18 protein-coding genes are annotated in these 22,990 nt (G+C 66.4%); 5 read left to right on the top strand and 13 right to left on the bottom strand.

The features are described 5' to 3' along the window. Positions 1-28: 28 nt before the first annotated feature. The 5 genes from CFB41_RS19245 to CFB41_RS19225 all read right to left on the bottom strand — a co-directional run bounded on the left by CFB41_RS19245 (position 29) and on the right by CFB41_RS19225 (position 5,142). Positions 29-1,048, bottom strand: coding sequence for a hydroxyquinol 1,2-dioxygenase (locus CFB41_RS19245; protein WP_089457536.1), 1,020 nt, complete (start codon positions 1,046-1,048; stop codon positions 29-31). A 38-nt stretch (positions 1,049-1,086) separates the two neighbouring features. Then, on the bottom strand, positions 1,087-1,581 hold the full coding sequence (locus CFB41_RS19240; protein WP_039354096.1) for a hypothetical protein: 495 nt from the start codon (positions 1,579-1,581) through the stop codon (positions 1,087-1,089). Between the two features lie 115 nt (positions 1,582-1,696). Next, a complete protein-coding gene (locus CFB41_RS19235) occupies positions 1,697-2,626 on the bottom strand; it encodes a LysR family transcriptional regulator (protein ID WP_089457535.1) in 930 nt (309 codons plus the stop codon). A gap of 132 nt (positions 2,627-2,758) precedes the next feature. After that, on the bottom strand, positions 2,759-4,012 hold the full coding sequence (locus tag CFB41_RS19230) for an MFS transporter (protein WP_089457534.1): 1,254 nt from the start codon (positions 4,010-4,012) through the stop codon (positions 2,759-2,761). Between the two features lie 515 nt (positions 4,013-4,527). After that, on the bottom strand, positions 4,528-5,142 hold the full coding sequence (locus tag CFB41_RS19225) for an NIPSNAP family protein (RefSeq protein WP_089458919.1): 615 nt from the start codon (positions 5,140-5,142) through the stop codon (positions 4,528-4,530). 199 nt (positions 5,143-5,341) lie between these two features. Between CFB41_RS19225 and CFB41_RS19220 the strand changes: the two genes are divergently transcribed. Beyond that, complete coding sequence (locus tag CFB41_RS19220; RefSeq protein WP_089457533.1) at positions 5,342-6,838, top strand: aminotransferase class V-fold PLP-dependent enzyme; 1,497 nt, start codon at positions 5,342-5,344, stop codon at positions 6,836-6,838. Positions 6,839-6,938: 100 nt separating this feature from the next. Here CFB41_RS19220 and CFB41_RS19215 read toward each other — a convergent pair whose 3' ends face one another. Next, positions 6,939-7,730, bottom strand: a complete 792-nt coding sequence (locus CFB41_RS19215; protein WP_089457532.1) for a helix-turn-helix transcriptional regulator — start codon at positions 7,728-7,730, stop codon at positions 6,939-6,941. Between the two features lie 110 nt (positions 7,731-7,840). Between CFB41_RS19215 and CFB41_RS19210 the strand changes: the two genes are divergently transcribed. Continuing rightward, a complete protein-coding gene (locus tag CFB41_RS19210) occupies positions 7,841-8,920 on the top strand; it encodes a zinc-binding alcohol dehydrogenase family protein (protein WP_089457531.1) in 1,080 nt (359 codons plus the stop codon). A gap of 188 nt (positions 8,921-9,108) precedes the next feature. Here the strand turns inward: CFB41_RS19210 and CFB41_RS19205 are convergent, their stop codons facing one another. Next, the gene (locus CFB41_RS19205) at positions 9,109-10,209 is read right to left on the bottom strand and encodes a DJ-1/PfpI family protein (protein ID WP_089457530.1); all 1,101 of its coding nucleotides are present in this window, start codon (positions 10,207-10,209) and stop codon (positions 9,109-9,111) included. A gap of 88 nt (positions 10,210-10,297) precedes the next feature. Here CFB41_RS19205 and CFB41_RS19200 point away from each other — a divergent pair, with 88 nt between their 5' ends. Then, positions 10,298-11,308 (top strand): GlxA family transcriptional regulator, encoded by a 1,011-nt coding sequence (locus CFB41_RS19200; RefSeq protein WP_089457529.1) that lies wholly within the window; start codon positions 10,298-10,300, stop codon positions 11,306-11,308. A 340-nt stretch (positions 11,309-11,648) separates the two neighbouring features. Then, on the top strand, positions 11,649-13,181 hold the full coding sequence (locus CFB41_RS19195) for an amino acid permease (protein ID WP_089457528.1): 1,533 nt from the start codon (positions 11,649-11,651) through the stop codon (positions 13,179-13,181). 127 nt (positions 13,182-13,308) lie between these two features. On the opposite strand, the gene CFB41_RS19190 is transcribed toward CFB41_RS19195, so the two are convergent. Together CFB41_RS19190 and CFB41_RS19185 are read right to left on the bottom strand one after the other, a co-directional pair. Further along, a complete protein-coding gene (locus CFB41_RS19190) occupies positions 13,309-14,088 on the bottom strand; it encodes an SDR family NAD(P)-dependent oxidoreductase (RefSeq protein ID WP_089457527.1) in 780 nt (259 codons plus the stop codon). A gap of 33 nt (positions 14,089-14,121) precedes the next feature. Beyond that, complete coding sequence (locus CFB41_RS19185) at positions 14,122-15,369, bottom strand: D-arabinono-1,4-lactone oxidase (protein WP_089457526.1); 1,248 nt, start codon at positions 15,367-15,369, stop codon at positions 14,122-14,124. A gap of 177 nt (positions 15,370-15,546) precedes the next feature. On the opposite strand from CFB41_RS19185, the gene CFB41_RS19180 reads away from it, so the two are divergent. Then, on the top strand, positions 15,547-16,551 hold the full coding sequence (locus CFB41_RS19180) for a helix-turn-helix domain-containing protein (protein ID WP_089457525.1): 1,005 nt from the start codon (positions 15,547-15,549) through the stop codon (positions 16,549-16,551). A gap of 80 nt (positions 16,552-16,631) precedes the next feature. Here the strand turns inward: CFB41_RS19180 and CFB41_RS19175 are convergent, their stop codons facing one another. The 4 genes from CFB41_RS19175 to CFB41_RS19155 form a co-directional block, all read right to left on the bottom strand. Continuing rightward, positions 16,632-17,024 (bottom strand): 2-oxoglutarate dehydrogenase, encoded by a 393-nt coding sequence (locus CFB41_RS19175; RefSeq protein ID WP_244132267.1) that lies wholly within the window; start codon positions 17,022-17,024, stop codon positions 16,632-16,634. A 92-nt stretch (positions 17,025-17,116) separates the two neighbouring features. Continuing rightward, entirely contained in the window at positions 17,117-18,961 is a 1,845-nt protein-coding gene (locus CFB41_RS19170; RefSeq protein ID WP_089457524.1) for a peptidase S10, read from the bottom strand. Positions 18,962-19,673: 712 nt separating this feature from the next. Next, complete coding sequence (locus CFB41_RS19160; RefSeq protein ID WP_089457523.1) at positions 19,674-21,488, bottom strand: ExeM/NucH family extracellular endonuclease; 1,815 nt, start codon at positions 21,486-21,488, stop codon at positions 19,674-19,676. Between the two features lie 255 nt (positions 21,489-21,743). Beyond that, the gene (locus CFB41_RS19155) at positions 21,744-22,952 is read right to left on the bottom strand and encodes an MFS transporter (protein ID WP_089457522.1); all 1,209 of its coding nucleotides are present in this window, start codon (positions 22,950-22,952) and stop codon (positions 21,744-21,746) included. Positions 22,953-22,990: the final 38 nt, after the last annotated feature.

Below are 22,990 nucleotides of genomic sequence, written 5' to 3'. Positions count from 1 at the left end.
GAAGCGGAAGCGGAAACCGGCACGCCGCTCAGAACGCGATCGGATACGGCTCGAGCTCGCCGCTCTCGTAGCGCTGCGGCAGGTTCGGTGTCGCGTTTTCCCAGACCAGCAGCATCGACCGCTTCGTGGAGTAGCCCTGATGCCGGATGTCGGCGGGCATCGCGCAGATGTCGCCGGCGCGCATCGTCACGCGTGCGCGCGGCGCACCGGTGTTCTTGTCACCGATGTCCCACACGATTTCGTCGGACAGTTGCAGGAACCATTCGACGCGGTCGTTACCATGGAACACCGGCAGGATGAATTCCTCGGTGGTCGGGCAGAACAGGCTGCGCCCGCACACCGACGTGACCGACGGATTCCACGTCACGTCCGAACGCGACAGGTACTTGAACAGGTTGAACGCGTGCAACTCGCCTTCGAAGCCCGGCTCGACATGCACCTCCGGTTCGTCCTGCGCGACGTCCAGGAACGCGCGGTTGACCGGCAGGTCGTCGCGCAGCGGCGAATCGCCTTCGAGGCCCGGCATGCGGCGCGTCGCGATCCGCGTACGCTCGATCGCCGAGCCGTTCTCGCCGTGCTTGCGCCCGAACGCCGTGCCGGTTTCCTCGGGCGCCGCGAACGGATCGAAGCCTTCGTTCGTCCAGTCGTGCAGCATCGCCTTGAAGGTCGCCATGATCGTGGGCGTTTCGAAGGTCTCGGTGTAGTCCACGCCGGCGTCTTTCAGGATGCCGTTGAAGGTGCCCGCATACATGTCCACCTTGCCGTAGTGATTGCGCGTGCCGAACACGTGGTCGAAGTTCACCCAGCCGTAGAAGAATCCCCACGCCACGTCGCGCATCATCGCGCGCAGGAACGCGTCCGCCGGCATCGCGTGCGTGCGGGTCTGGCCTTTCGCGGGCCAGCTGATCTTCACGAAATATTCGTCGCGCTGGAATTCGAATGCGCCGAGCCGGAAGCGGCGGTAGCCGGTAACGGCGTCGGCGTCGGTGGCTTGCACCAGATCGGCGGCGAAGCCAGCGGAAGTGTCGAGGGTGTCGAGCGTGGCCATGACGTGTCTCCTGGAAGTGTCGAATGAGGTCGGACGAATCAGTGCAGGCAAATGTCGGCCCACTTCTCCACGGACAGCTCGCCCAGGACGGTCTGCACGAGTGCGACGCCCGGCCGGCTGGCGGTGAAGCGGTATGCACAGCCGGCCGGCAGCAGCGCCTGATGGCCTTGGCGCAACACGACGTAGCCCATCTTGCGGCCGGCCGGTTGCGTGCCGGCGCTGACGGTGCCGCGACTCGATGCAGGCGGCGTATCGAGCTTGATGAATTCGATCCGGACTTCGCCGTCCATCTGGATCACGAATTCATCGTGCGAGCAGGCGAACCACGGCGACTGACCGTCGGTCCGCAGCACTTCGATCACGTATTCGAGGTTCTTGCCGGCGACGACCTTTTCGTAAGGGGCCGACTTCGATGCGACCTCGAAGACATTCGAGAACGCGTAGTGTTGAGCGCTGCCGCTCGTGATTTCGATCTCGCCTTTCCGGTAATGGTCGAGCGAGCCAAAGACGGTATGGAATGCCGTGTCGGTCATTTCTGTCTCCTGAGTTGAACCGCTTGTTGGATTCCACTCTAGGGGCAAGGACCCACCGCAACAAGGCACGGGACGGCGACTACGGCATTTGCGTTTCGCGAATAATCCGCGCGGTTCAACGCACCCAGCCGCGCTCCAGGAGCGGACGATCCCACGGCGATTCGTCGCCGATCGCTTCCGCGAGGAATTCGACCAGCGCCTTCACTTTCAGCGCCTGTCGCTGCGTTGCGGGATAAACCGCGGCAAAGCTCAGCGGCGCGAGCTGGAAATCGGTCAGGATGGGCACCAGCCGGCCGGCGACGAGCGCCTCGCTCGCCACCAGCGTCGGCAGGCACACGACGCCGCCGCCCGACAGTGCGTACTCGCGCAGCAGGTGCACGGAGTTCGAGCGGATCATGCCCGGCAGCTCCATTTCGACGACTTCGTCGCCGCGCGTCATCGTCCAGCGGTTGCGCGACGGATAGCCCGAATACAGCGCGGTGGTGTGCTGCAGCAAGTCGCGTGGATGTTGTGGCGCACCATGCGCGTCGAGGTACGCGGGCGACGCGCAGAAGAGGCGCCTGACGGTGAACAGCCGCCGTTCGATCAACGACTCGGAGATCGGCGGAAAGATCTGGAACGCGATGTCGAACCCTTCTTCGACAGGGTCCACGACACGGTCATTGACGATGATGTCGAGCTGGATGCCCGGGTAGCGCCGGTTGAATTCCATCAGCGGCGCACCGAAGTGATCGAGCGCGAAACCGGGCAGCATCTGGATGCGCAGCCGGCCGGTCGGCGTCGCACGCAGCTCGCGCATCTGGTCCGTCAGCTCGTTGACGCGCCCCACCACCTCCGCGCACTCGCGATAGAACGCCTCGCCCACTTCGGACAGGCGCACGTGGCGCGTGCTGCGATGGAACAGCGGCGCGTTGACGAACTTCTCGAGCTGCTGGATGCGGTTCGTCACGACCGAGCTGGTCACGCCGAGCTGCCGCGCCGCCTCGGCGAAGCTGCTCGCCTCCGCCACCCTGACGAATGCCTCGATGCTCAGAAACCGGTCCATACCGCGCCCTTTTTCGACAGCGAAACCGGCAGTCTACCCGTGCGGATGACGAGCTGTGTCATGCGGGAGGCGTCTCTCTGTCACCCAATCGATGTCAATCGCCGATGACGCCGGCCCCCGCATGCGCGGCCCTTACCGCGATTGCTCGCCCGCCGCGAGTTCCGGTTGCACGGCCACGCGACGCTGCAGCACGGCCGGCGCAGTTTCCTTCAGCAGCAGGCTGACCACAATGCCCAGCATGACCGCGCACATCGGCAGCCACAGGATGTTCTGGATGCCGAAGTGGGCGGCGACATAGCCGCCCATCGCCGGCGCGATGCCGCCGCCGAAGATCTCGCCGACACCGACCACCACGCCGATCGACGTCGACACGAGCCCGATGGGCGCGGCCTCGGTCGCCACCGGGCCGGACAGCAGCGACACCAGCCCGAGCGTGAAGAACGACGCGACGAACAGCACGCCGAACAGTACGACCGGCTGCGGGCCAAGGCCGCGGAAAATGTAGAGAATCACGGCCGTCCCCGCGAAGCCGACGATGCTCGCGACGCGGCGGCCGACCAGGTCGGACAGGCCCGGCAAGCCGAACTGCCCGAGAAAACCGCCGAAACCGATCGCCGACACGACGAGGCCCATCTTTTGCGTGCCGAGCGCCAGGTAGTCGGTCAGGTACAGCGGCAACAGCGCGCCGAGCACGAATACGCCGGTCATCGCGCAGCACAACGCGGCCATCGCGACGAGGATGTTGCGGCTCTTGAGCACGTGGCCGAGCGATGCCGGCGCATGCTCGGACGCGACGGCCTTCGTGACCTTCGGCTCGCGGATCACGAAGAACATGTTCGCGCCGAGGATCAGGCCGGGCACGGCCACCAGCGCAAAGACCCAGCGCCACGACACGAAGCCGAGCAGCTGCGTCGCGATGATCGGCGACAGCGCGAGCCCGAACAGCGCGAAGCCGCTTTGCTGCAGGCCGAGGTTCAGCCCGCGCCGCCGCGGATGCGATGCATCGGCCGTCGCGGCGAAACTCGTCGGGCAGAACGAGCCCTCCGCGACGCCCATCAGGCCGCGAATCGCCATCAGCCCGAGCAGGCCGCCCGCGAGCCCCGAGAAGCCCGACAGCAGCGAGAACGCGATGATGGCCGGAATCAGCACCTTGCGGCGGCCGATCTTGTCGGAGATGCCGCCCATCAGCGCCGCGAAGATACCCCACGACAGGCCGAGCACGCCGATGCAGTTGCCGACGTCCTGCGCGTTCAGGTTGAGGTCCTTCATGATCGAAGGGAACAGCGGCGCGATCAGCCAGCGATCGAGGCCGACCAGCCCGAAGCCGAGCGCCAGCAGCGTGACCGCCTTCCACTCGTATGAGGTATCCCACTCGTTTGCTTTCATGTCCGTCTCCGTGGACACAGGTCCGCCTGCGCGCGCCGCAGCGCCTGCGCATGAGCCAGGTCCGATGGTTTTTGTGTGCGACGCGAATCGCGAGGAAGTGCCGGCTGGCGTTCGGGTGCGACGCGTTGGGTTCAATCAGCCGACGTCACCACGATAGGTGCACGGCCGCCAATCGGGTAGGGAACAACCGGCGAACGCGCCATTCGCGAAACGCAAATAATCGCGGGGGGTGGGCGGGAAGCATGGGCGCAGAAGCGCGGCGCGAACGAAAGCGGCGTTGAAGTGGCGCTCACTCGCGTGGTACGGGGGAATCCCTCATAGACAGGGAGGCGCCTGCGATTCGCCGTATGAAAACGGCGAACCGTCGTTCGAGCACGCCATGGTGCTCGCCGCTGGTCAGCAGTAAAACGCGGCACGCAAGCCGCTTCGTCGTGGCCGATACAGCCCGTTGCCTCCGCATAGCGCGGCCTCGGCGGCAACGGGCAGCGCGACATCATCGACGCCTCACCGGACATTCAGCACAGTGGCGACCACGCCTCCGGCAGGCAAATCGTCGACGTGGCCCGCTCGATCTGTTGCGGTCCGCCCTTGGGTGGCCAAAGCCCTTCGGCATAGTGGCGCGCGCGCAATGCCATGCGCTCCTCCAGGCTCGAGAATCCCCAGATATGGGCGATGCGAGGCGGCCCATCGATCGCGTACAGGTTCGCGACGAGATGCGACGTATAGGCTTCGGCCGGGCCGACGGCCTGCTCCCACGCGGCGATCGTCGGCGCGATCCCGGCCGGTTTGAGCCAGTAGCGGCGAAATTCGTAGAACCTGCCGAGTTTCGACGGCTCGATCTCGGGCAGGAACGGAAAGAGTTCGTAGGTTTCCATGCTGAGACCCACATGGTCACCGTCGATATTGAACGGCCCGCCGCTCATCAACGCACGACGGCGCTCCTGCCGCAGTTCGTCGGCATCGTCGAAGCCTCGCAACACGACGATCTGCCCCAGCTCGCCGATTTCCGAACGCCACGCGCCGAGGAGGCGCCCCGCGGCCCCCGGATCCGATACCCACCGATGCGCACCGGCGGAAACGGCATCCTGCTCCAGCAGCAAACACGACAGCGTTGTCAGTTCATACTGCATGTCGATCATCCCTCGCAAAATGGGCTGCGGACACGTGCATCGCACCCGCTCGCCACAGGAAAAATAAATTCCCCAAATCCACATTCCGATAAAACGTTATTCCATATCAAGCTGAATCACCAGCCAACTTTGGATCCTTTTTCCCTTCTGTTCCCCGTATCATTTCTTCCATTCCGAAAGAAACGAGCATGAGAAGGACATGAGCGACACCACCCCGCTGCACTACCTCGACTACGCCGCCACGACGCCCGCCGATCCGCGCGTGATCGAAGCGATGACGGCCTGCCTCGGCTTCGACGGCATCTTCGGCAACCCGGCATCGAGCTCGCACGCCGCCGGCCGGCTCGCGAAAGACAAGGTCGAGCAGGCCCGCGCGCAAGTCGCCGCGCTGATCGGCGCGGACGCCGACGAGATCGTCTGGACGTCGGGCGCCACCGAATCGAACAACCTCGCGCTGAAGGGCTATGCGGAAAACGCGACCGGCAAGCGCCACCTGATCACGAGCCGCATCGAGCACAAGGCCATTCTCGACACGATGGCGAACCTGGCGAAGCACGGCGCGTCGGTCACGTTCCTGACGCCCACCCGCGACGGCGAAATCACCGCCGACTCGGTCGCGGCCGCGATCGGTCCCGATACGGGCCTCGTGTCGCTGATGCTCGTGAACAACGAGCTCGGCACGCTGACCGATATTGGCGCAATCTCGCGCATCGTGCATGACGCGGGCGCGCTGCTCCACGTCGACGCCGCACAAGCGCTCGGCAAGACGCCGATCGACGTGCGCGCGCTCGGCATCGACATGCTGTCGATGTCCGCGCACAAGGTGTACGGCCCGAAGGGCATCGGCGCGCTGTTCGTCCGCCGCGACATCGCGCACCGGATCGCCCCTCAGATTCACGGCGGCGGGCATGAGCGCGGCTTGCGTTCGGGCACGCTCGCGACGCACCAGATCGTCGGCATGGGCGTTGCATGCGAACTGGCCGCCGACAAGCTCGACGGCGAAGCCGCACGGATCGCGGCGCTCGGCGCCCGCCTGACGGACGCGCTGGTCGCACTTGGCGACGTCACGCAGAATGCGGCCACGGCACGCCGGATCCCGCACACGCTTAGCCTGACGGTGAACGCGCCGGGCTTCTTCCCGTTCATGCTCGGCGAAGCGCTCGCCGTGTCGTCGACGTCCGCATGCAACTCGACCAGCGGCGCACCGTCCCACGTGCTGACCGCGATCGGCCTCGATGCGGAGACGGCAGGCCGCACCGTACGCGTGAGCTTCGGCCGCTTCACGACGGAGCAGGACGTCGACTTCGCGATCGCCTGTTTCCGCCAGGCGATCGAGCAGTGTCGCGCGACGGCGGCGAACGGCTTCTCCGCGTCGCGGCAGATCACGCCGGCCGACCTGAAGGCGATCCGCAATGCCGGCTTCCGCTCGGTCATCTGCAACCGTCCCGACAGCGAAGGCGACGCACATCCGGCATTCGACGAAATCGCCGCGGCGGCCCGCGAACTGGGCATCGAAGCGCGCTACCTGCCAGTCGAGCGCGACGGCATCGGCGATGCGGAGATCGACGCATTCGGTGAGCTGATCGACACGCTGCAGAAGCCGGTGCTCGCGTATTGCCGCAGCGGCAATCGCTCCGGCTTGCTGTGGAGCCGGCTGTCCGCCCGGCGGACGGCCGAAGCTCCGGCCTCTGTCTGATCGATCAGGAACATCGCCCCATTACGCCCCGCCACCGGCATTCACGCACGAGGCCGACACTTCGAAGCGTGGCCGGATGGCGGCGGCAATTGAAGCTACTTCAATCCCCATCATCCCCGCTGACCGGCGTATAGATCGCCAGCTTCAGCGCGGGATCGTCGTTCGCCTGGAACGTCGCGTATTCGTAGCGCTGCACGCCCTGTCGCGCATGCGCGAACACCTTCTGCCCCGACACGCCGCTGCGCACGTCATGCGCATCCCACCATTGCGCGAACTCGCTGCTGCTCGTGCGCAAGCGCGCCACCAGCGCGATGAACGCCGGATCGCTCGCATGGAGATCGTGGCTCGCGCGAAACAACGCGATCATCCGGCGCGCCTCGTCGGCCCAGCTCGCGGCGAAGAGCTCACGCGCGTGCGGCTCGACGAACATGTAGACGAGGATGTTGCGGTCGGCTTGCGCGAGCCGGTCGAAGCCGAGCAGGTCGGCCGCAGCAGCATTCCACACGAGGATGTCCCAGCGACGCCCGGTCACGTAGGCGGGCTGGTTCAGGTTCGCCACGAGCCGCGCGATGGACGGCGGCACCCGCTCCGGCACGAATGCCCGTGATGCGTCGCGCCGCGCGAGGGCGCGCAGGTGGGCGGCCTCGGCCTTGTCCAGCCGCAACGCGCGCGCCAGCGCATCGAGCGTCGCCTCCGACGGGTTGACGTCGCGCCCCTGTTCCAGCCGCACATACCAGTCGACGCCGATGCCGGCCAGTTCCGCGACTTCCTCGCGCCGCAGGCCGGGCGTGCGCCGGCGCGGGCCGTCGTGCAGGCCGACGGCATCCGGGCGCAGTTTCTTGCGCCGCGAGCGCAGGAAATCGCCGAACGGGGTTCGCGGGGTGACGGTCATCGGGTGCGCTCCGTGCAGGGTGGTATCGGGCAATCCTGGGTTCGTGCCGGGCCTTGTTGCGGATTCTAAGCCTGCCAGAATCGGCGCGTCCCCTGCCGTCAGGAAGCCTCATGAAAGCTGCGATTCTGAAGTCGTTCGGCACGCCGCTTGCGATCGAAACGATGCCGGATCCGGTGCTCGGCACCGGCGAGGTCATCGTGGACGTGGTCGCGACGCCGGTGTTGCCCTACGCACAGGAAGTGTTCAGCGGCGAGCGCCGCTATCCGCTCGCGCTGCCGATCGTGCCCGGCTGCGGCGCCATCGGCCGGGTCCGGCAAAGCGGCCCCGATGCGACGCAGTTGCAGCCCGGCGACTGGGTGTTCTGCGACCCGACCGTGCGCTCGCGCGACGACGCACGGATGCCTGACATCGTGCTGCAGGGCTGGAGCGCACGCGGCGACGGCGGCCAGCAACTGCAGCGCCATTTCCACGATGGGCCGTTTGCCGAACGGGTGCGCGTGCCGACCGAGAACGCGGTGCGCATCGGCGAGATCGCGCCGGCCGACGCCGCGCGGTGGTGCGCGCTCAATACGCTGCTCGTGCCGTACGGCGGGCTGCTCGCGTCCGATCTGCGCGCGGGCGAGATCGTGCTCGTGAGCGGCGCGACCGGCCACTTCGGCAGCGCATGCATCGCGGTGGCGCTGGCGATGGGCGCGCAGTGCGTGGTCGCGCCCGGCCGCAATGCGGGTGTGCTCGCCGATCTCGCGCGCCGCTTCGGCGAACGCGTGCGCCCCGTCGCGCTGACCGGCGACGAAGCCACCGATCGCACCCGCATGCAGCAGGCGGCACCGGGGCCGATCGACTGCGTGATCGACCTGATGCCGCCGTCGGTGCCGGCGACGACGGTGCGCGCCGCCGTGATGGCGGTGCGGCCCTACGGGCGGGTGGTGCTGATGGGCGGCGTCGGCATGCTCGGCGGCGCGGGGCTCGAGTTGCCGTACCCGTGGATCATGCGCAACGACATCACGCTACGCGGCAAGTGGATGTACCCGACCGAAGCCGTGACGCTGATGGCGGGGCTCGTCCGCGGCGGGTTGCTCGACCTCGGGTTGTTCGACGTAACGTGCTTCCCGCTCGACGAAGCGAACGACGCGGTCGCGCATGCGGCGGCGCATGGCGGCCCGTTCAGGATGACGGTGATTGCGCCTTGATGTCGGCGCGCCGCTCGGCCAGCGTGTCGCCGAGCGGGCGTCGCGGTTCGCGGCGCGCGCGGCGGCAGCACATCGTTCGCGACGAGATCGACATGACACTGCCCTGCCTCGACATCCCGCTGCCCCGCGCCGGCGAATTCCGTCACAAGCGCGGCACGCAATGCCCGCATGGCGCGCACGACGCGCCGCTACCTCGGATACTCCAGTTGCAGCGCGACCCAACCCGACGTCGTATCGCCATAGCGTGCCGCGATGTCGCCGAGCACACCGGGCAGCACCGCGTCCCCGCGCCGGTCGGCCGCCATCGCCATGCGCGTGTGCCGAGCATTCGCCGGCTGCGCCAGCAACCGCAGCCCGTGCTTCGACTCGATTACGCGCGCGTCGGCCGTCGCGACGACGTCACTGCGCCAGGTCCGCGACCACGCGTCGGCGGTCAATGCAACCGGAAGCTCGTCGAACCCGGGTTCGACCGGAAGATCGAACGTCTCGTGCCGCCAGAACGCGACACGGTTGGTCAGCGCGACCGCCACCGCACGCGCCGTCAACGCGAACCGGCTGCCGTCGTGAACGTCGCTCCATGACTGCGCGCCGACGCGCCGCGCCGTCTCGCGCGCCACTGCCGGCCCCGCCAACGCATTCACCAACGCCAGCGTAGCGGGAATCGACGCCGATACGCCGGTCGTCGTCATGACGTTGCCGTCCATCACATAGCGGCGATCGTCGACCCACGTCGTATCGGCAAAGCGCCGGCGCAGGCCGTCGCGCGCATACCAGTGAGACGTCGCCGTGCGATGCCGCAGCAGGCCGGCGTTCGCGAGCACCTCCGCGCCCTCGCAGATCGCCACCATCGTCGCGCCGGCGGCGGCCTGCTTGCGTAACCATGTCAGCACCGCCGGGCTGTCCGCGCGATGCAGCGCGGGCACGATCACCACGTCGGCCCCCGCGGGCGTCGCGGCATCGAACCGGTCGAACGTCGTATCGGCCAGCATGCGCAGCGCGGGCATCAGTTCGACTTCGCCCTCGGCGGCCGATACGGCGACGACATCGACCGCATCGGATGCCTTCAGCATCGCGTACGGCACGATGAAATCGGTCGTCTCCGTACCCGCGTTGTCCGCGACGATCGCCACGAGCGGCCGCGTGCGGCCCGCTTTCGGCGCGCCGATCGTCAGCGCCTGGGCGACCGGCCGTGCGTCCTCCGCCTTCACCGGCACATGCCACCCCGCGGCCCATGCGCCCAGCATCGCGCACACCAGCAGCACCGCCCCGCCTGTCTTCCGTCCCCGCATCGTTCACCCGCATCCGTCGATTGCATGTCCCGAAAATTACAAGGATCATGCTCGCGGTCACAAGGACAACTCCACCGCACTTTCCGCCATGTCCCAGTCAACCTGTTCGGCACGCGACATCGTCGTCGTCGGCTTCGAAGGCGTCCAGTCGCTCGACATCACGGGCCCGATGGAAGTGTTCGCGGTCGCGAACCGTCACCTTCCCGACCATGCCGCGCCGTACCGGCTCACGCTCGCGTCGCAACACGGCGGCGACATCGTCACGCACGCGGGCCTGCGCCTCGCCGGCACGGCCGCGCTCGCGGCGCTGCCCGAGCGGATCGACACGCTCATCGTCGCCGGCGGCGATGAAGCGGCGCTGCGCCATGCCGCGTCGGAAGCCGGCGTGCTGCCGTGGTTGCGCACGCGGATCGCCGGCACGCGGCGCATCGCGAGCATCTGCACGGGCGCATTCGTGCTGGCGGCGGGCGGATGGCTGGACGGCCGACGCGCAACCACGCACTGGAACCAGTGCGCGATGTTGCAGGCACTCCGTCCCGACGCGCGGATCGAACCGGACGCGATCTACGTCAGCGATCCGCCGTTCCATACGTCGGCCGGCGTGACGGCCGGCATCGATCTGTGTCTCGCACTCGTCGAGGCGGATTGCGGCGCGCCGACCGCGCTCGCGGTCGCACGCGAACTCGTGCTGTTCATGCACCGGCCCGGCGGCCAGGCGCAGTTCAGCGTCGGGCTCGGCTCGCTGGCCAACGCAACGCCGCGCATGCGCGCGCTGCTCGCCGAGATCGCCGACGATCCGGCCGGCGATCTCGGCGTCGCCGCGCTGGCCGCGCGGATGCACATGAGCGAACGATCGTTTGCGCGCAATTTTCTCAAGGAGACCGGACGATCGCCCGCGCAGTTCGTGCTGGCCGCACGCGTCGAGCGCGCGAAGGCGTTACTGGAGCGGGCCGACTGGCCGCTCGAACGCATCGCCGAGCGGTCGGGATTCGGCAGCGTCGACGCGTTGCAGCGCGCGTTCGCGAAGCAGGTCGGCGTATCGCCGCGCGACTATCGCGCGCGCTTCGGACCACGACAGGGCAAGCCGCAAGCGGAATAGGCCGTCGCCGGCTCCGGCGTGCGTCCGGGGCCACTGGCGTGGCGGCGATGCGGCGATCGCCCATCGCCGCCGCCGCGCCCCCGTCACGCTCCCATTCCTCCCGGCGACGAAACGGGCCGACACGCCCTGTTCCGGTGCATCCCTCGGGATTTTCACTCCATTGCCGAAATCTGATAGAGCCAGGAAATTTGATTTCATACCGTTCACGCATCGGACTGGCAAACGATGGCCGCTCCACACGGCATCGCGAGCCGCCGACGAATCCCAGGAGCGGGCCAGCTTGCCTGGCCCGGGCGGCGATGACGGTCCTGCCAAGCAGGACATTCGTGACGGAGCGACCATGGATGCAAAACGCCTGCCTGATTCAGGCACCGACAGTGACGTAAGTCTGCTGCACAAGATGGGCTATGCGCAGGAACTGTCGAGACGTATGAGCGGTTTCTCGAACTTCGCGGTGTCGTTTTCCGTGATCTGCATCCTGTCGGGCGGCATTACCGCGTTCCAGCTCGCGTTTTCGGCCACCGGCGGCGCGTCGATCGGCCTCGGCTGGCCGTTGGGCTCGCTGTTCGCGCTGATCGTCGCGGTGTCGATGTCGCAGATCGCGTCCGCGTTTCCGACGGCCGGCGGCCTCTATCACTGGGGCGCGATCCTCGGCGGGAAGAAATGGGGGTGGATGACGGCGTGGCTCAACCTGATCGGCCTGATCTTCGTGATCGCCGCGATCAATTTCGGCACCTACGATCCGTTCTTCAAGACGCTGATCGCGCCGATGTTCGGCGTCAGCCCGGACAGCCTGACCTGGTGGCACCAGACGGCGTTCATCACGTTCATCACGATCTCGCAGGCGATCCTGAATGCGCGCGGCATCAGGATCGCGAGCAAGATCACCGACCTGTCGGGCTACCTCATCTTCGTGGTGACGATCGCGCTCGTGGTGTCGCTGCTCGTCTACTCGCCGGTCGCGTTCGATGCGCATCGCCTCGTGACGTTCACCAATTTCACCGGCGTCGATGGCGGCGCATGGCCGAAGCAGGCCACGCCGCTCGCGTTCCTGTCCGGCCTGCTGCTCGTGACCTACACGATCACCGGCTTCGACGCTTCCGCGCACACGTCGGAAGAGACGCACGACGCGGCCAAAAACGTGCCGCGCGGCATCATCGGGTCGGTGTTCTGGTCCGCGGTGTTCGGCTACGTGATGGTGTGCGCGTTCGTGCTGGTGATGCCCGACCTGACCGCCAGCATGAAGCAGGGCACCGGCTTTTTCGAGGCGATTCTCGCGCCGATTCCGAAGGCGTTGCGCGTCACCCTCGAACTCGCGATGTTCTTCATCAACTACGTGTGCGGGCTCGCGGCGATCATGTCGACGTCGCGGATGGTGTACGCGTTTGCACGTGACGGCGGCCTGCCGGCGTCGAAGCTGCTGCGCAGCGTGAACCCGACGCACCGGACGCCCGGCCCCGCGATCTGGACGTGCGCGGTGCTCGCGATCGTCGTCACGCTGTACGGCGACGCGTTCTCGGTGCTGAGCGCCGGCAGCGCGGTGTTCCTGTTCATCTCGTATGCGATGCCGATCGGCTCCGGGATGCTGGCCGAAGGCCGCTCGTGGACCGACAAGGGTCCCTTTCAGCTGGGGATCTGGTCGAAGCCGTGTGCGCTGCTCGCGTTGGTCGGCGCCTGCGTGCTCGCGTATGTCGGCATCCAGCCGCCGAACGGGAAGGTGCTGTACGTGCTCGTCGGTTTCGTCGTCGTGCTGACGGTGATCTGGTATGGCTTCGGCGTGCGAAACACGTTCGCGGGGCCGCCGGTGCTGAGGGACACGCGCAATCTCGAGCGCATCCGCGAACTCGAGGCGAACATCGATCCGTCTGTCTGAAGCGGCTTCGACGCAGGTTGAAAAAAACCGACTCGCCGGCTTCGTGCCGCGAGTCGGTTTTTTATCTCTACGCGCAACGACGAAATTCAACCGCCTCGCAGCGGTTGAATCTTGCGGGCATCCGCGATCAGACGGCGGAGAAGCAGTTGTCGACGAACAGGTGCGTGCCGTTGACGAAACTCGACTCGTCGGACGCGAGGAACAGCGCGGCGGCCGCGACTTCCGACGGCTCGCACAGGCGGCCTTGCTGAACCGCGATCGCCGCCTCGGTCGCGTCGACGCCCATCGCCTGCAGGTCCTTCAGTTCGCGCATCCCGTGCGGCGTGCGAATGAACCCCGGCGCGAGCGCGTTGCAACGAATGCCGCGGTCGCGATACTCGACCGCTATCGCCCGCGCGAACATGTGGCACGCGCCCTTGGTCGCGTCATACAGCACCTCGCCCGGCGTCGCGCACACCGCGGAAATCGATGACGTACAGACGATGCTGCCCCGCCCCTTCTCCAGCATCTGCGGCAGCACCGCTTGCGTCATCAGGAACATGCTTTTCACGTTCACGCCCATCAGCCAGTCCCACTCCGACTCCTCGATGTCGAGGAACGGTTTGACGATCAGCGTGCCGGCGTGATTGAACAGGATGTCCGCGTTGCCGTACTGCTCCCGTGCGGCGCTCACGGCCTGCTTGACTTCCGCTTGCTTCGACACATCGGCGCCGAGGCCGATCGCCTGCAGGCCCGCGTCGCGCAGCTTTGACGCGAGCGTTTCGGCGGCGACGCCGTCGCGGTCGATGATCGCGACCTTCGCGCCCTGGGCGGCGAACAGTTCGGACGCCGCGCCGCCGCAGCCGCCGGCGCCGCCGCTCACGATCGCGACCTTGCCGGCCAGGCGGCCGTCAATCTTGACATTCATGTTGCGTGCTCCATTCTGGTTCGTTCGGTCTGCTCAACTGAACAGCGTCCGCAGGTGATCGTTGAGGAAATAGCCTTCGGGGTCCACGCTGCGGCGCAGCGCGCGGAACGCTTCGGCCTTGGGGAACCAGCGATCGACGTCCTCGCGGTTCGTGAAATGCAGCTTGCCCCAGTGTGGCCGCGAGCCGTAGTCGCGCAGGATCGCGTCGACGTCCTTCAGGAACGGCCAGTAGTCGACGCCGTTCGGGCCGCCCGAGCATGAAATCGTGACGCTGTCCTGGTGGTTGAACGGGCTGATCCACGCCGGGTCGCCCTTCGTGAAGCGGTACTCGACCGGGAAAATGCAGTCGCGATGTTTCGTGAGAATCAGCTCGCGCACGCGGCGCAGCGCTTCCTTGCCGTGTTGCGCGGGCACTGCGTACTCGAGCTCGTGGAAGTTCGGCACGTAGTGGATCGCATACACCTCCGAGCTGTAGGCGATCTTCTCGTGCTCGCCTTCATGGAACGTGCGCGCGTCGGTGATATCCATCACCTTGATCTCGCACACGTCGTAGTCCTTCTTCGAGTTCGACACCTTCGTGGTGTCGGGCAGGCAGTAGAGCTCGCGGCTAGCCGACGTCGGGCACCAGAAGAAACCGAAATGCCGGTGCTTCGCGGCCAGGTCGTCGTACTGCTCCATCAGCGCGTCGAAGTCCTCGCGCCACACGCGGTCGTGCAGCCAGAACGCATCGGTCACCTGCAGCGTGATCTCCGACACCACGCCGAACATGCCGATGTTCACCTGCGTCGCATGCAGCAGGTCGGGGTCCTGCCGGTCGCTCACCTTCATGATCGAGCCGTCCGGGCGCACGATGCGCATCCCGACGACCTGCGACGACAGGTTGCCGAGCGTCGTCCCGGTGCCGTGCGTGCCGGTGGCCAGTGCGCCGGCGATCGCCTGCGAATCGATGTCGCCCTGGTTGACGAGCGACAGGCCGAGCGCCTTCAGGTGCCGCGTCACCGCATTGATTTTGGTGCCGGCCTTCACGGTCACGCGCTTGCGCGCTTCGTCGACCTCCACGATGCCCTGGTAGTCCTGCAGCGACAGCAGCAGCCCGCTGGTGGCCACCACGGGCGTGAACGAGTGCCCCGACCCCGCGCACCGCACGTGCTTGCCTTGCCGCGTCGCGGCATGCACCAGCGCCGCGATCTCGGCCTCGCTGGTGGGCGCGGCCAGGTGCGCGGCCACGCACGACTGATTGCCGACCCAGTTTCTCCAGAATCCGCCACGGGGAAGTTCCATCACCGTCTCTCCAGCGTTCTATTGCTGCCAAAGATAGGGTGCCGAAAGGTTTTCCACTATCGGATTTCGGCAAGTCAGGGTTTTGACGAGGCGATGCCCGTCCGGCGCTTTTTGACCGACGCGACGAGCGGCTACAATGAATCGATCCGGCCCGCCCGTTCCCGCCCTCCGCCCTCGATGACGCCGCCTGCCCACCCGAGCGATTTCTCCGGCGACCCGCTGTTCGCGCGAACGGTCGCGTTCTGCGCGTTCACCGACGTGGAGGAACAGGCGCGCGCGTTCGACGGCTGGAACATGAACTACACGCAGATCTCCGGCGGGCGGTTTCACGGCTCGTCGTCGATCGTGTCGCTGGGCGGCATCAAGTTGCTGGTCGAGGATCTCGACAAGGTCATCCTGCAGCAAGGCGCGGTGCCGACGGAGCGGATCGCCGTGGCCGTGCCGCTGGAACTGGAAGGGCATGCGCGCCTGTGCGGCGAGAAGAGCGGGCGCGACAGCCTGCACGTGTTCTCGAGCCAGCCGGCCTTCGAGTTCTATTCGCCCGACCGCCATCTGCTCGTGAACGTCGAAATCGAGCCGGAGAAGCTGTCGACGCAGGCGCTGCGCACGGTGGCCGCGTCGCTGCGCGCTCAAACCCATGCGCCGGTGATCCCGATGGCGACCGGTGTGGCCGATCATCTGCGCGACCTGCTGCGCCAGACACTGGCCGCCGCCGTAAAAACCACCCGCATCGACGACGTGACGACGCAGGACAGGATCGAACTGCTCGAACGCACCGTGCTCTACGCGATCTCTGAAGTGATGACGGCCGCGACGCCGGAGGCCGGCGCACAGCTCGTGCGTCCGACGAAGTACTGGTCGCTGGTCAATGCGGTGCGGGAGCGGCTGCAGGATGCATCGACGTGCCCGCTGTCGATCGCCGAGCTGTGCGTGGAACTCGGCGTCAGCCGGCGCACCGCGCAATACGCGTTCCAGGACACGTTGAACCTGAACCCGATCGCGTACCTGCGGGCCGTGCGGCTGAACCACGTGCGCCGCGAGCTTCGGCTCGGCGACTCCGTGACGACCGCGGCCACCAAGTGGGGCTTCTGGCACCTGAGCAGTTTTGCGCAGGACTACCGCGCGATGTTCGGCGAACTGCCGTCGGCCACCGCGAAGCGCTACGCGCGCCAGGCCCTCTAGCGCCTGTCGTTCACGCTGTCGTTCATCTTCCGGCGGCCAGTGCGAAGGCTTCCGCACCGGCCGCCGCCCTGCCTGCTACGTCACTCGTCCTGCTGTTCCTGCTGCGCCTGCACCTGCCGCTGCTGGATGAACTGCCGCACATCGCTCATCGTCACGCGGCCGGTGTGCTTCGCATCGATCTCGTCGAAGTGCTTCGACACGAAGCCGAGACCGCTGCTCTGCGCCTGCGCCTTCGTCACGGCCGCGCCGTTGCTCAGCACCGTATTGGCGCCGAGCCGCGCATCGACACGCTGCTGCGCCTGCTGCTGCAGCGTCGCGCCGGTCGACGGCAACACCGGCGCCGCCTTCGTGGCAGGAAAGAACGGACCGTCGACACCGCGGCCGCCGTGCGGCAGCTTCACCGGCGCCACCGCCTGCGGCGGCAACGCATAGGCACTGCTCATCACGGCACCGAGGACGATCAACGGAGACATACGCCGCATCAATTTGATTAGGGACATGATCACTCGCATTCAATGGATGAATAGAGGGTTCCTTTGACAAGGAGTCCGTCGCTCGGGGCCGCTCACGGGGCCGCCGCCAGCGTCGTCCCGGCGGTCGCGCCCGGGACGCTGCCGGTCGGCACGCTCGGCGGGTTTTCATCCGGCCACGGCGGCGGCAGCGTGTGCAGCGTCAGCGCCGTCGGAATCCGCGCGCCCTTGTAGAACGTCTTCAGGTCCCGCTTCATCTGCGGACGGGCGACGTCGTCCAGGTAGATCATGTGGCCGCCCTGGAAGAAGTTCACCTGCAGCTTCGGATTGAAGCCCTTCACCGTCTGCAGCCGCGCGAGTTGCTTCTCGGTGTTGAAGAACGGCGTCGCGAGATCGTGGAAGCCGTTCTCCGCGAGCACGCGAAGCTTCGGGTTGAGCTGCAGCGCACCGAGCAGATCGGGGATCGTGTCGGGCATCGGCTGGCCGTCGTGCGTGAAGTCCCAGACGCCGATGATGTTGTCGTTCAGCGGCAGGTACGTCGCGTTCGGTGCGGTGTAGCCGAGGTAATCCGGCATCTGCGTCGCGAGCGCGTTCGTGAACGGCTGCGAAATCAGGATGTCGGACGGGTCGCCGTCGTTCTGCAGGCGCGGATCGGAGTTCGGCAACGACACGCGTCCGTCATACCGGCCGATCGTCGTCCCGGGCAAGAGGCTCGTGCCGAACGGATTCGCGTTGAAGTAGCCGCGCAGCGCCTGTTGCGTGAGGCTCGACGGGATCGACCACAGCCTGAGCGTCGCATCGCTCGGGAACACCGGCGTGCCGAGCGCATCGGGAATGCCGAGCTGGCTCAACACCCACGACTGCGAATACTTCTGCAGCTGGTTGTAGATCAGCGTCGTGAACAGTTCCGTCTGGAATGCGTACAGATCGGGGTTCACCGGCGCCGGCGACACCTGGTTGAAGTACGCCGCGACCGCCGCATAACCCGGCAGGTAGCCGGCCACGGTATCGGTTTCGAGCAGCAGCCCCTCCGTCGACTGCGTGATCGCGACGGCTTCCACCGCATCCGCGAAGTAGTTGAGGATCGCCGACTGCAGCACGATGCCCGTCAGGTGCACGCCGGCCGATTCGAGCGCCAGCGCGAGCATGTCGGTACGCGGCGTGCCGTACGATTCGCCGTACAGGTAGATCGGCGACGTGCTCCGGCTGTTGACGTTCAGGTAGCGCTGGATGAAGTCGCGCATGATGTTCACGTCCGCATCGGAACCCCAGTACTTCTGGTTGGTGTTCGGCAACACGGCTTCCGACAGCCCGGTGCCGGGCGGGTCGATGAACACGAGGTCGGTGGTGTCGATCAGGCTTTCGGCGTTGTCGACGAGCGGATAGTTCGGCCAGTTGCTGCCGAACAGCGGATCGGGCGTGGCCACGCGGGTCGGCGCGAACGAGCCGAGCCGCAGCCAGATCGACGACGAGCCCGGGCCGCCGTTATAGACGAACGTGACGGGGCGCGGCTTGCCGTTCGTGCTCGGCGCGGTGTACGCGACATACGACATCGACGCTTCCGGGTTGCCGTTCGCGTCCTGCGCGGTCAGGTGACCGGTGGTCGTCGTGTAGTTGACGGTCGTGCCGCCGTTCTTCCACTGGTAATGCATGACGGCGGTTTTCTCGGACACCTGCCCGGGAGCGAGGCCGTCGGTCGCATTCATCGAATACGCGACCGGGTCGACGTACGGTTGGTTGGCCGGCGTCTGCGCGGCCGCCTGTTGCGCGCTGGCCTGCTGGCTGGCGGTGGCCTGCGCGAGGCTCGACGCACCGACGGACGACGAATCGTCGCCGCCGCATGCCGCGAGCGCCAGTGTCATGACGGTCAATGCACCTAGCCCGGCCAACCGGCCGTGACGGCCACGGCGGCTGCCGGTACAGCTCCTGTCTGGTTTCATCTCTGTCCTTTGATTCGGATACCGTTTCACACAGGCCGCCAACGCCTGCGGAACGCGCAGGCGAACCCGCCACTCGCGTTGCACGGTTGGCAGTCGGCGGTTGGGGATTGGACTTCCAAGAGACTGAACTTGATACAGACACAGCAAACTGCTGGCGAGAATGGTGCTCGGACGCCCCCTGCAGTTTGGACAACTTTTATATGACCCAAATTTACGACAACACAAAAATAGGCGGTGCTGCGCCGCGTTGTCAAAGATCATTCGGATATTAAAAAACCCGCAATGATGCTAACGACGGACAGTGTCTGGCAATTGAAAGAAAACAGGATTATGCGTGCATTGCGCGCGCTGTCGACAATAATCAGCCGAATCAGCCGCTTTTATCGAACAACCAGCAATCCTTTACTGGCAATGATGTTGCGGCACGAAATCCTTCAGATCACTAGAATTACTCTTTCATTTTAATTATTCTTGATCGCTTAATTCAGCGTGACGGCATGTTCCGGCGGCCATTCAATGATTCAAGTCACTTCAGCCATTCTTCAATCGATACGTTTATCCGCACCGCGTCATCCATAAAATACCGATTTCTCGAGTTCCAATAAATTCAGCGGAATTATTTACCCTTTTCTCCTGCCGGCGCTTGCAATAGGGATGAAGCGTGACATGCAGCCTCGCCGCACGCCGCGCTTCGTCCGCCTTCAATCCGCCATTACTTCCCGCCGCCCGGCAGCGCGATATCGATCAGCACCGGATCGTGATCCGACGAGCGATACGCATCCGGCGCATAGAACGTCTTCTGCTGCTCGGCCGACTTGTACGCGAGCGTGTACTGCAGCGCGAGCGGCTCGTCCGCGTTGATGTGCCATTCGTGCACGGCCTTCACGTGCGAGGCGAGCGGCAGCGTCGCGAGTGCGTGATCGAGGTAGCCGGCTTCGCCGTTGTACACGTAGCTGTACGCATTCGCGCCGATCCAGCGCGCGACGAGGTTGCGGTAGCCGCGCGATTCGAGCGCGCGGATCGGGTCTTCGTACGTGTAGCTGTTGAAGTCGCCGATCAGCAGCACGCCCTGGCCGGCGACGCCCGTCGGGTTGCCGGCGAGCCAGTCGGCCACCTTCGCCGCCGCGCGCGTGCGCGTCGGGTTCCAGCAGCCCTGGCCGTCGCCCTGGTCGAGATCGTCGTTCGCGGCATCCGGGCAGTTCTTCGACTTCAGGTGGTTGACCGCCACCGTCAGCGACTGCTTGTTGCCGTTGATCAGCCGGAACGACTGCGCGAGCGGCTGGCGGTTCTTGTCGTCGATCGCGAGCGTCGCCGCGCGGCCGACCGGTTCGACCTTGCGGCTGTCGTAGATCATCGCGACCGTGATCGCATCGCCGCCGAGGCGCGACACGCCCGGATCGACGACGCGCCAGTTGTTGCCGAGCTTCGCCGCGAGCTGGCGCACCGCGCTCAGTTCGCCGTAGCCGTTGTTCTGGATTTCCATCAGGCCGATCACGTCGGCGTCGAGCGCCTTCAGCGCGCTGACGATCTTCGCTTCCTGACGCTGGAATTCCTGGAAGTTCTTCGCGCCGCGGTTGTTCGGATCGTCGAAGCCGCCGCCGAGACCGTTGCCGTTGAAGTAGTTCAGCACGTTGAACGACGCCACGCGCAGGTTCGACTTCGGATCGCGCGCCGGTGCCTGGGTGCGCGGGTTCGGCCGCGCGTCGAATGCCGGCACGGCCGCGCCCGGCAGCGGCTGCACGCGCCATGCGCCGTAGCGCACTTCGAGTACGCCTTCGACGTCGCGCACCGTGTAGCCCGCGCGCAGCGTGTTCGCGGCCGACAGGCCCGGCGCCGGGTACGGCACGGTGGCGGGGTTCTGCTTGTTCGAGCCGTCGTCGAGGATCAGGCGGTTGCGTGCGTTCGCCTCGATCTGCGTCTGCGCCTGCGCGGGCGGCACGACGCTCGTCGGCGTGCGCAGGCGGCCGTTGCTGAGCATCACGCTGCCGTAGCGGCCGAGCTCGTAGTTGTCGGTGACGTTCAGCGTCTGCGGCAGGCGCACCAACATCCCTTCATACGCGGCGAACGCGTTCGGGCTGTCGACCGGCAGCGTGAGCGTCACGGGCGTGACGGTCTGGTTGTTCGCGCACACCGCGATCGCGCCCGACTGCGTGAGCTGCGTCTGGCCGTACTTCTCCTCGACCTTGCCCGTCACGTGCACGAGGTCGCCCGCTTTCGCCCGCACCTTCGGCGCGTAGACGAACAGCCCTTCCGACACGCCCGGCTGGTTGCGGCGCTGCGCGTCGGCCTGCTGGACGAAGAAGCCGCCAAAGCCGTCCGTGCCGCCGAAATCGGCGGTGACGACCGCTTCGATCGACACGTTCTGGCCGGCGAGCGGCGACGGCGCGCCCGGCCCCTGGATATCGGCGATCGGCGTCGTGCTGCCGCCGCAGTTCGGGCTGACGGGCGCGGCAGTGGCGGCGAAAACCGGCGCGGCGAGCGTCGGAAGCAGCAATAGCGGGGTGATGAGGCGGATTGTCGAGCGCATGACGGGGAATCCCGGTTGTGAGGGTGGCGAAAGCTTAGCGGCGCTCAATGACAGTTTTTGGTAATGAAAAGATAGGCGGATGTAATTGTCGTTATCACGCTGCGATTGCCGTCGAGCGTGTGTTTACGCCTGAAAAAGCGGGGAAATCGTCTGATGAAAATCCGCCGTGCCCGTGACGATTGCCCCGCGTGCCCTCTCTGCCGCAGCGTCGCGCTACGTCGTGTAGAAACCCGATCGTTCGTCGCCGTATCGCGACTAGGAATCCTGTGCAGCGACGGACGATCCGCGCAAGCAGACGAGCAACACGATGGTTGCCACGCTGAACCCGGCCCCTGCATAGAACGTCGCCGCGGCGCCCACCCGATCCCACAGGAATCCTGCGACGACACTCGACACGAGCGTCACCACGCCGCTGAGCAGATTGAACACCCCGAACGCCGTGCCTCTCAATGCGGACGGCGCGGCTTGCGCGACCATCGTCGCGAGCAACCCCTGCGTCATCCCCATATGGAGCCCCCACAACGCGACACCGGCCAGGACGGTTGCCCAATGCGCGCCAAGCGCAAGCACGATATCGGCAGCGATCAGCAGGACGAGCCCGGCCACCATCAGCTTCGTGTGGCTCGTCGTGTCGGCGAGCTTGCCGAACGGATAGGCCGACAGCGCGTACACGACGTTCATCGCCACCATCACGAGCGGCACGAGCGCGACGGGCACGCCGCTGCCCATCGCGCGCAGCACTAGGAACGCCTCGCTGAAGCGGGCCAGCGCGAACACGGCGCCCACGGCGACGACCCACCAGTAGCGCGCGCCGAGTTGCGCGACGACATCGCGTCGGATCGGGTTGACACGCGGTTCGCCCGGCGCACGCGCCGGCTCGTCGACACCGAACGCGAGCAACGCCACGGCCAGCACGCCGGGAATCACGGCCAGCCAGAAGGCGAGGCGGAAATCGTCGTGCCACCCCAGCATGATGACGACGGCCAGCAACGGCCCGAGGAACGCGCCCACGGTGTCGAGCGACTGTCGCAGCCCGTAGGCGGCGCCGCGCAGGTGGACGGGGGTGACATCGGCCACCAGCGCATCGCGCGGCGCACCGCGGATTCCCTTGCCGATCCGGTCGACGATCCGCGCCGTCACGACGAGGCCAAGCGTCGGCGCGATCGCGAACAGCGGCTTGCTGAGCGCGCCGAGCCCGTATCCGGCGACCGCCAGCCATTTGCGATTGCGCAGGTAGTCGCTCAGCGTGCCGGAAAACACCTTGACGACCGGCGCCGTGGCCTCGGCGATCCCCTCGATGACGCCGATCGCGGTCGCGCTCGCGCCGAGCCCCGCCATCAGGAACATCGGCAACAGGCTGTGGATGATTTCCGACGACACGTCCATCAGCAGGCTGACGCAGCCCAGCACCCAGACACTGCGCGGAATCTGGCGAAGAACGCCGGTCGACGGTTCGGTCTGCATGGGTCGCTCGCGGTTCAGGCATCCCGACACGGGATGCC

It is taken from the genome of Burkholderia sp. AU33803 (genome assembly GCF_002223095.1).
Taxonomy (GTDB): Bacteria; Pseudomonadota; Gammaproteobacteria; order Burkholderiales; family Burkholderiaceae; genus Burkholderia.
Note: the sequence above shows the minus strand (reverse complement) of the source record. Positions and strands in the feature narration are given on the sequence as shown.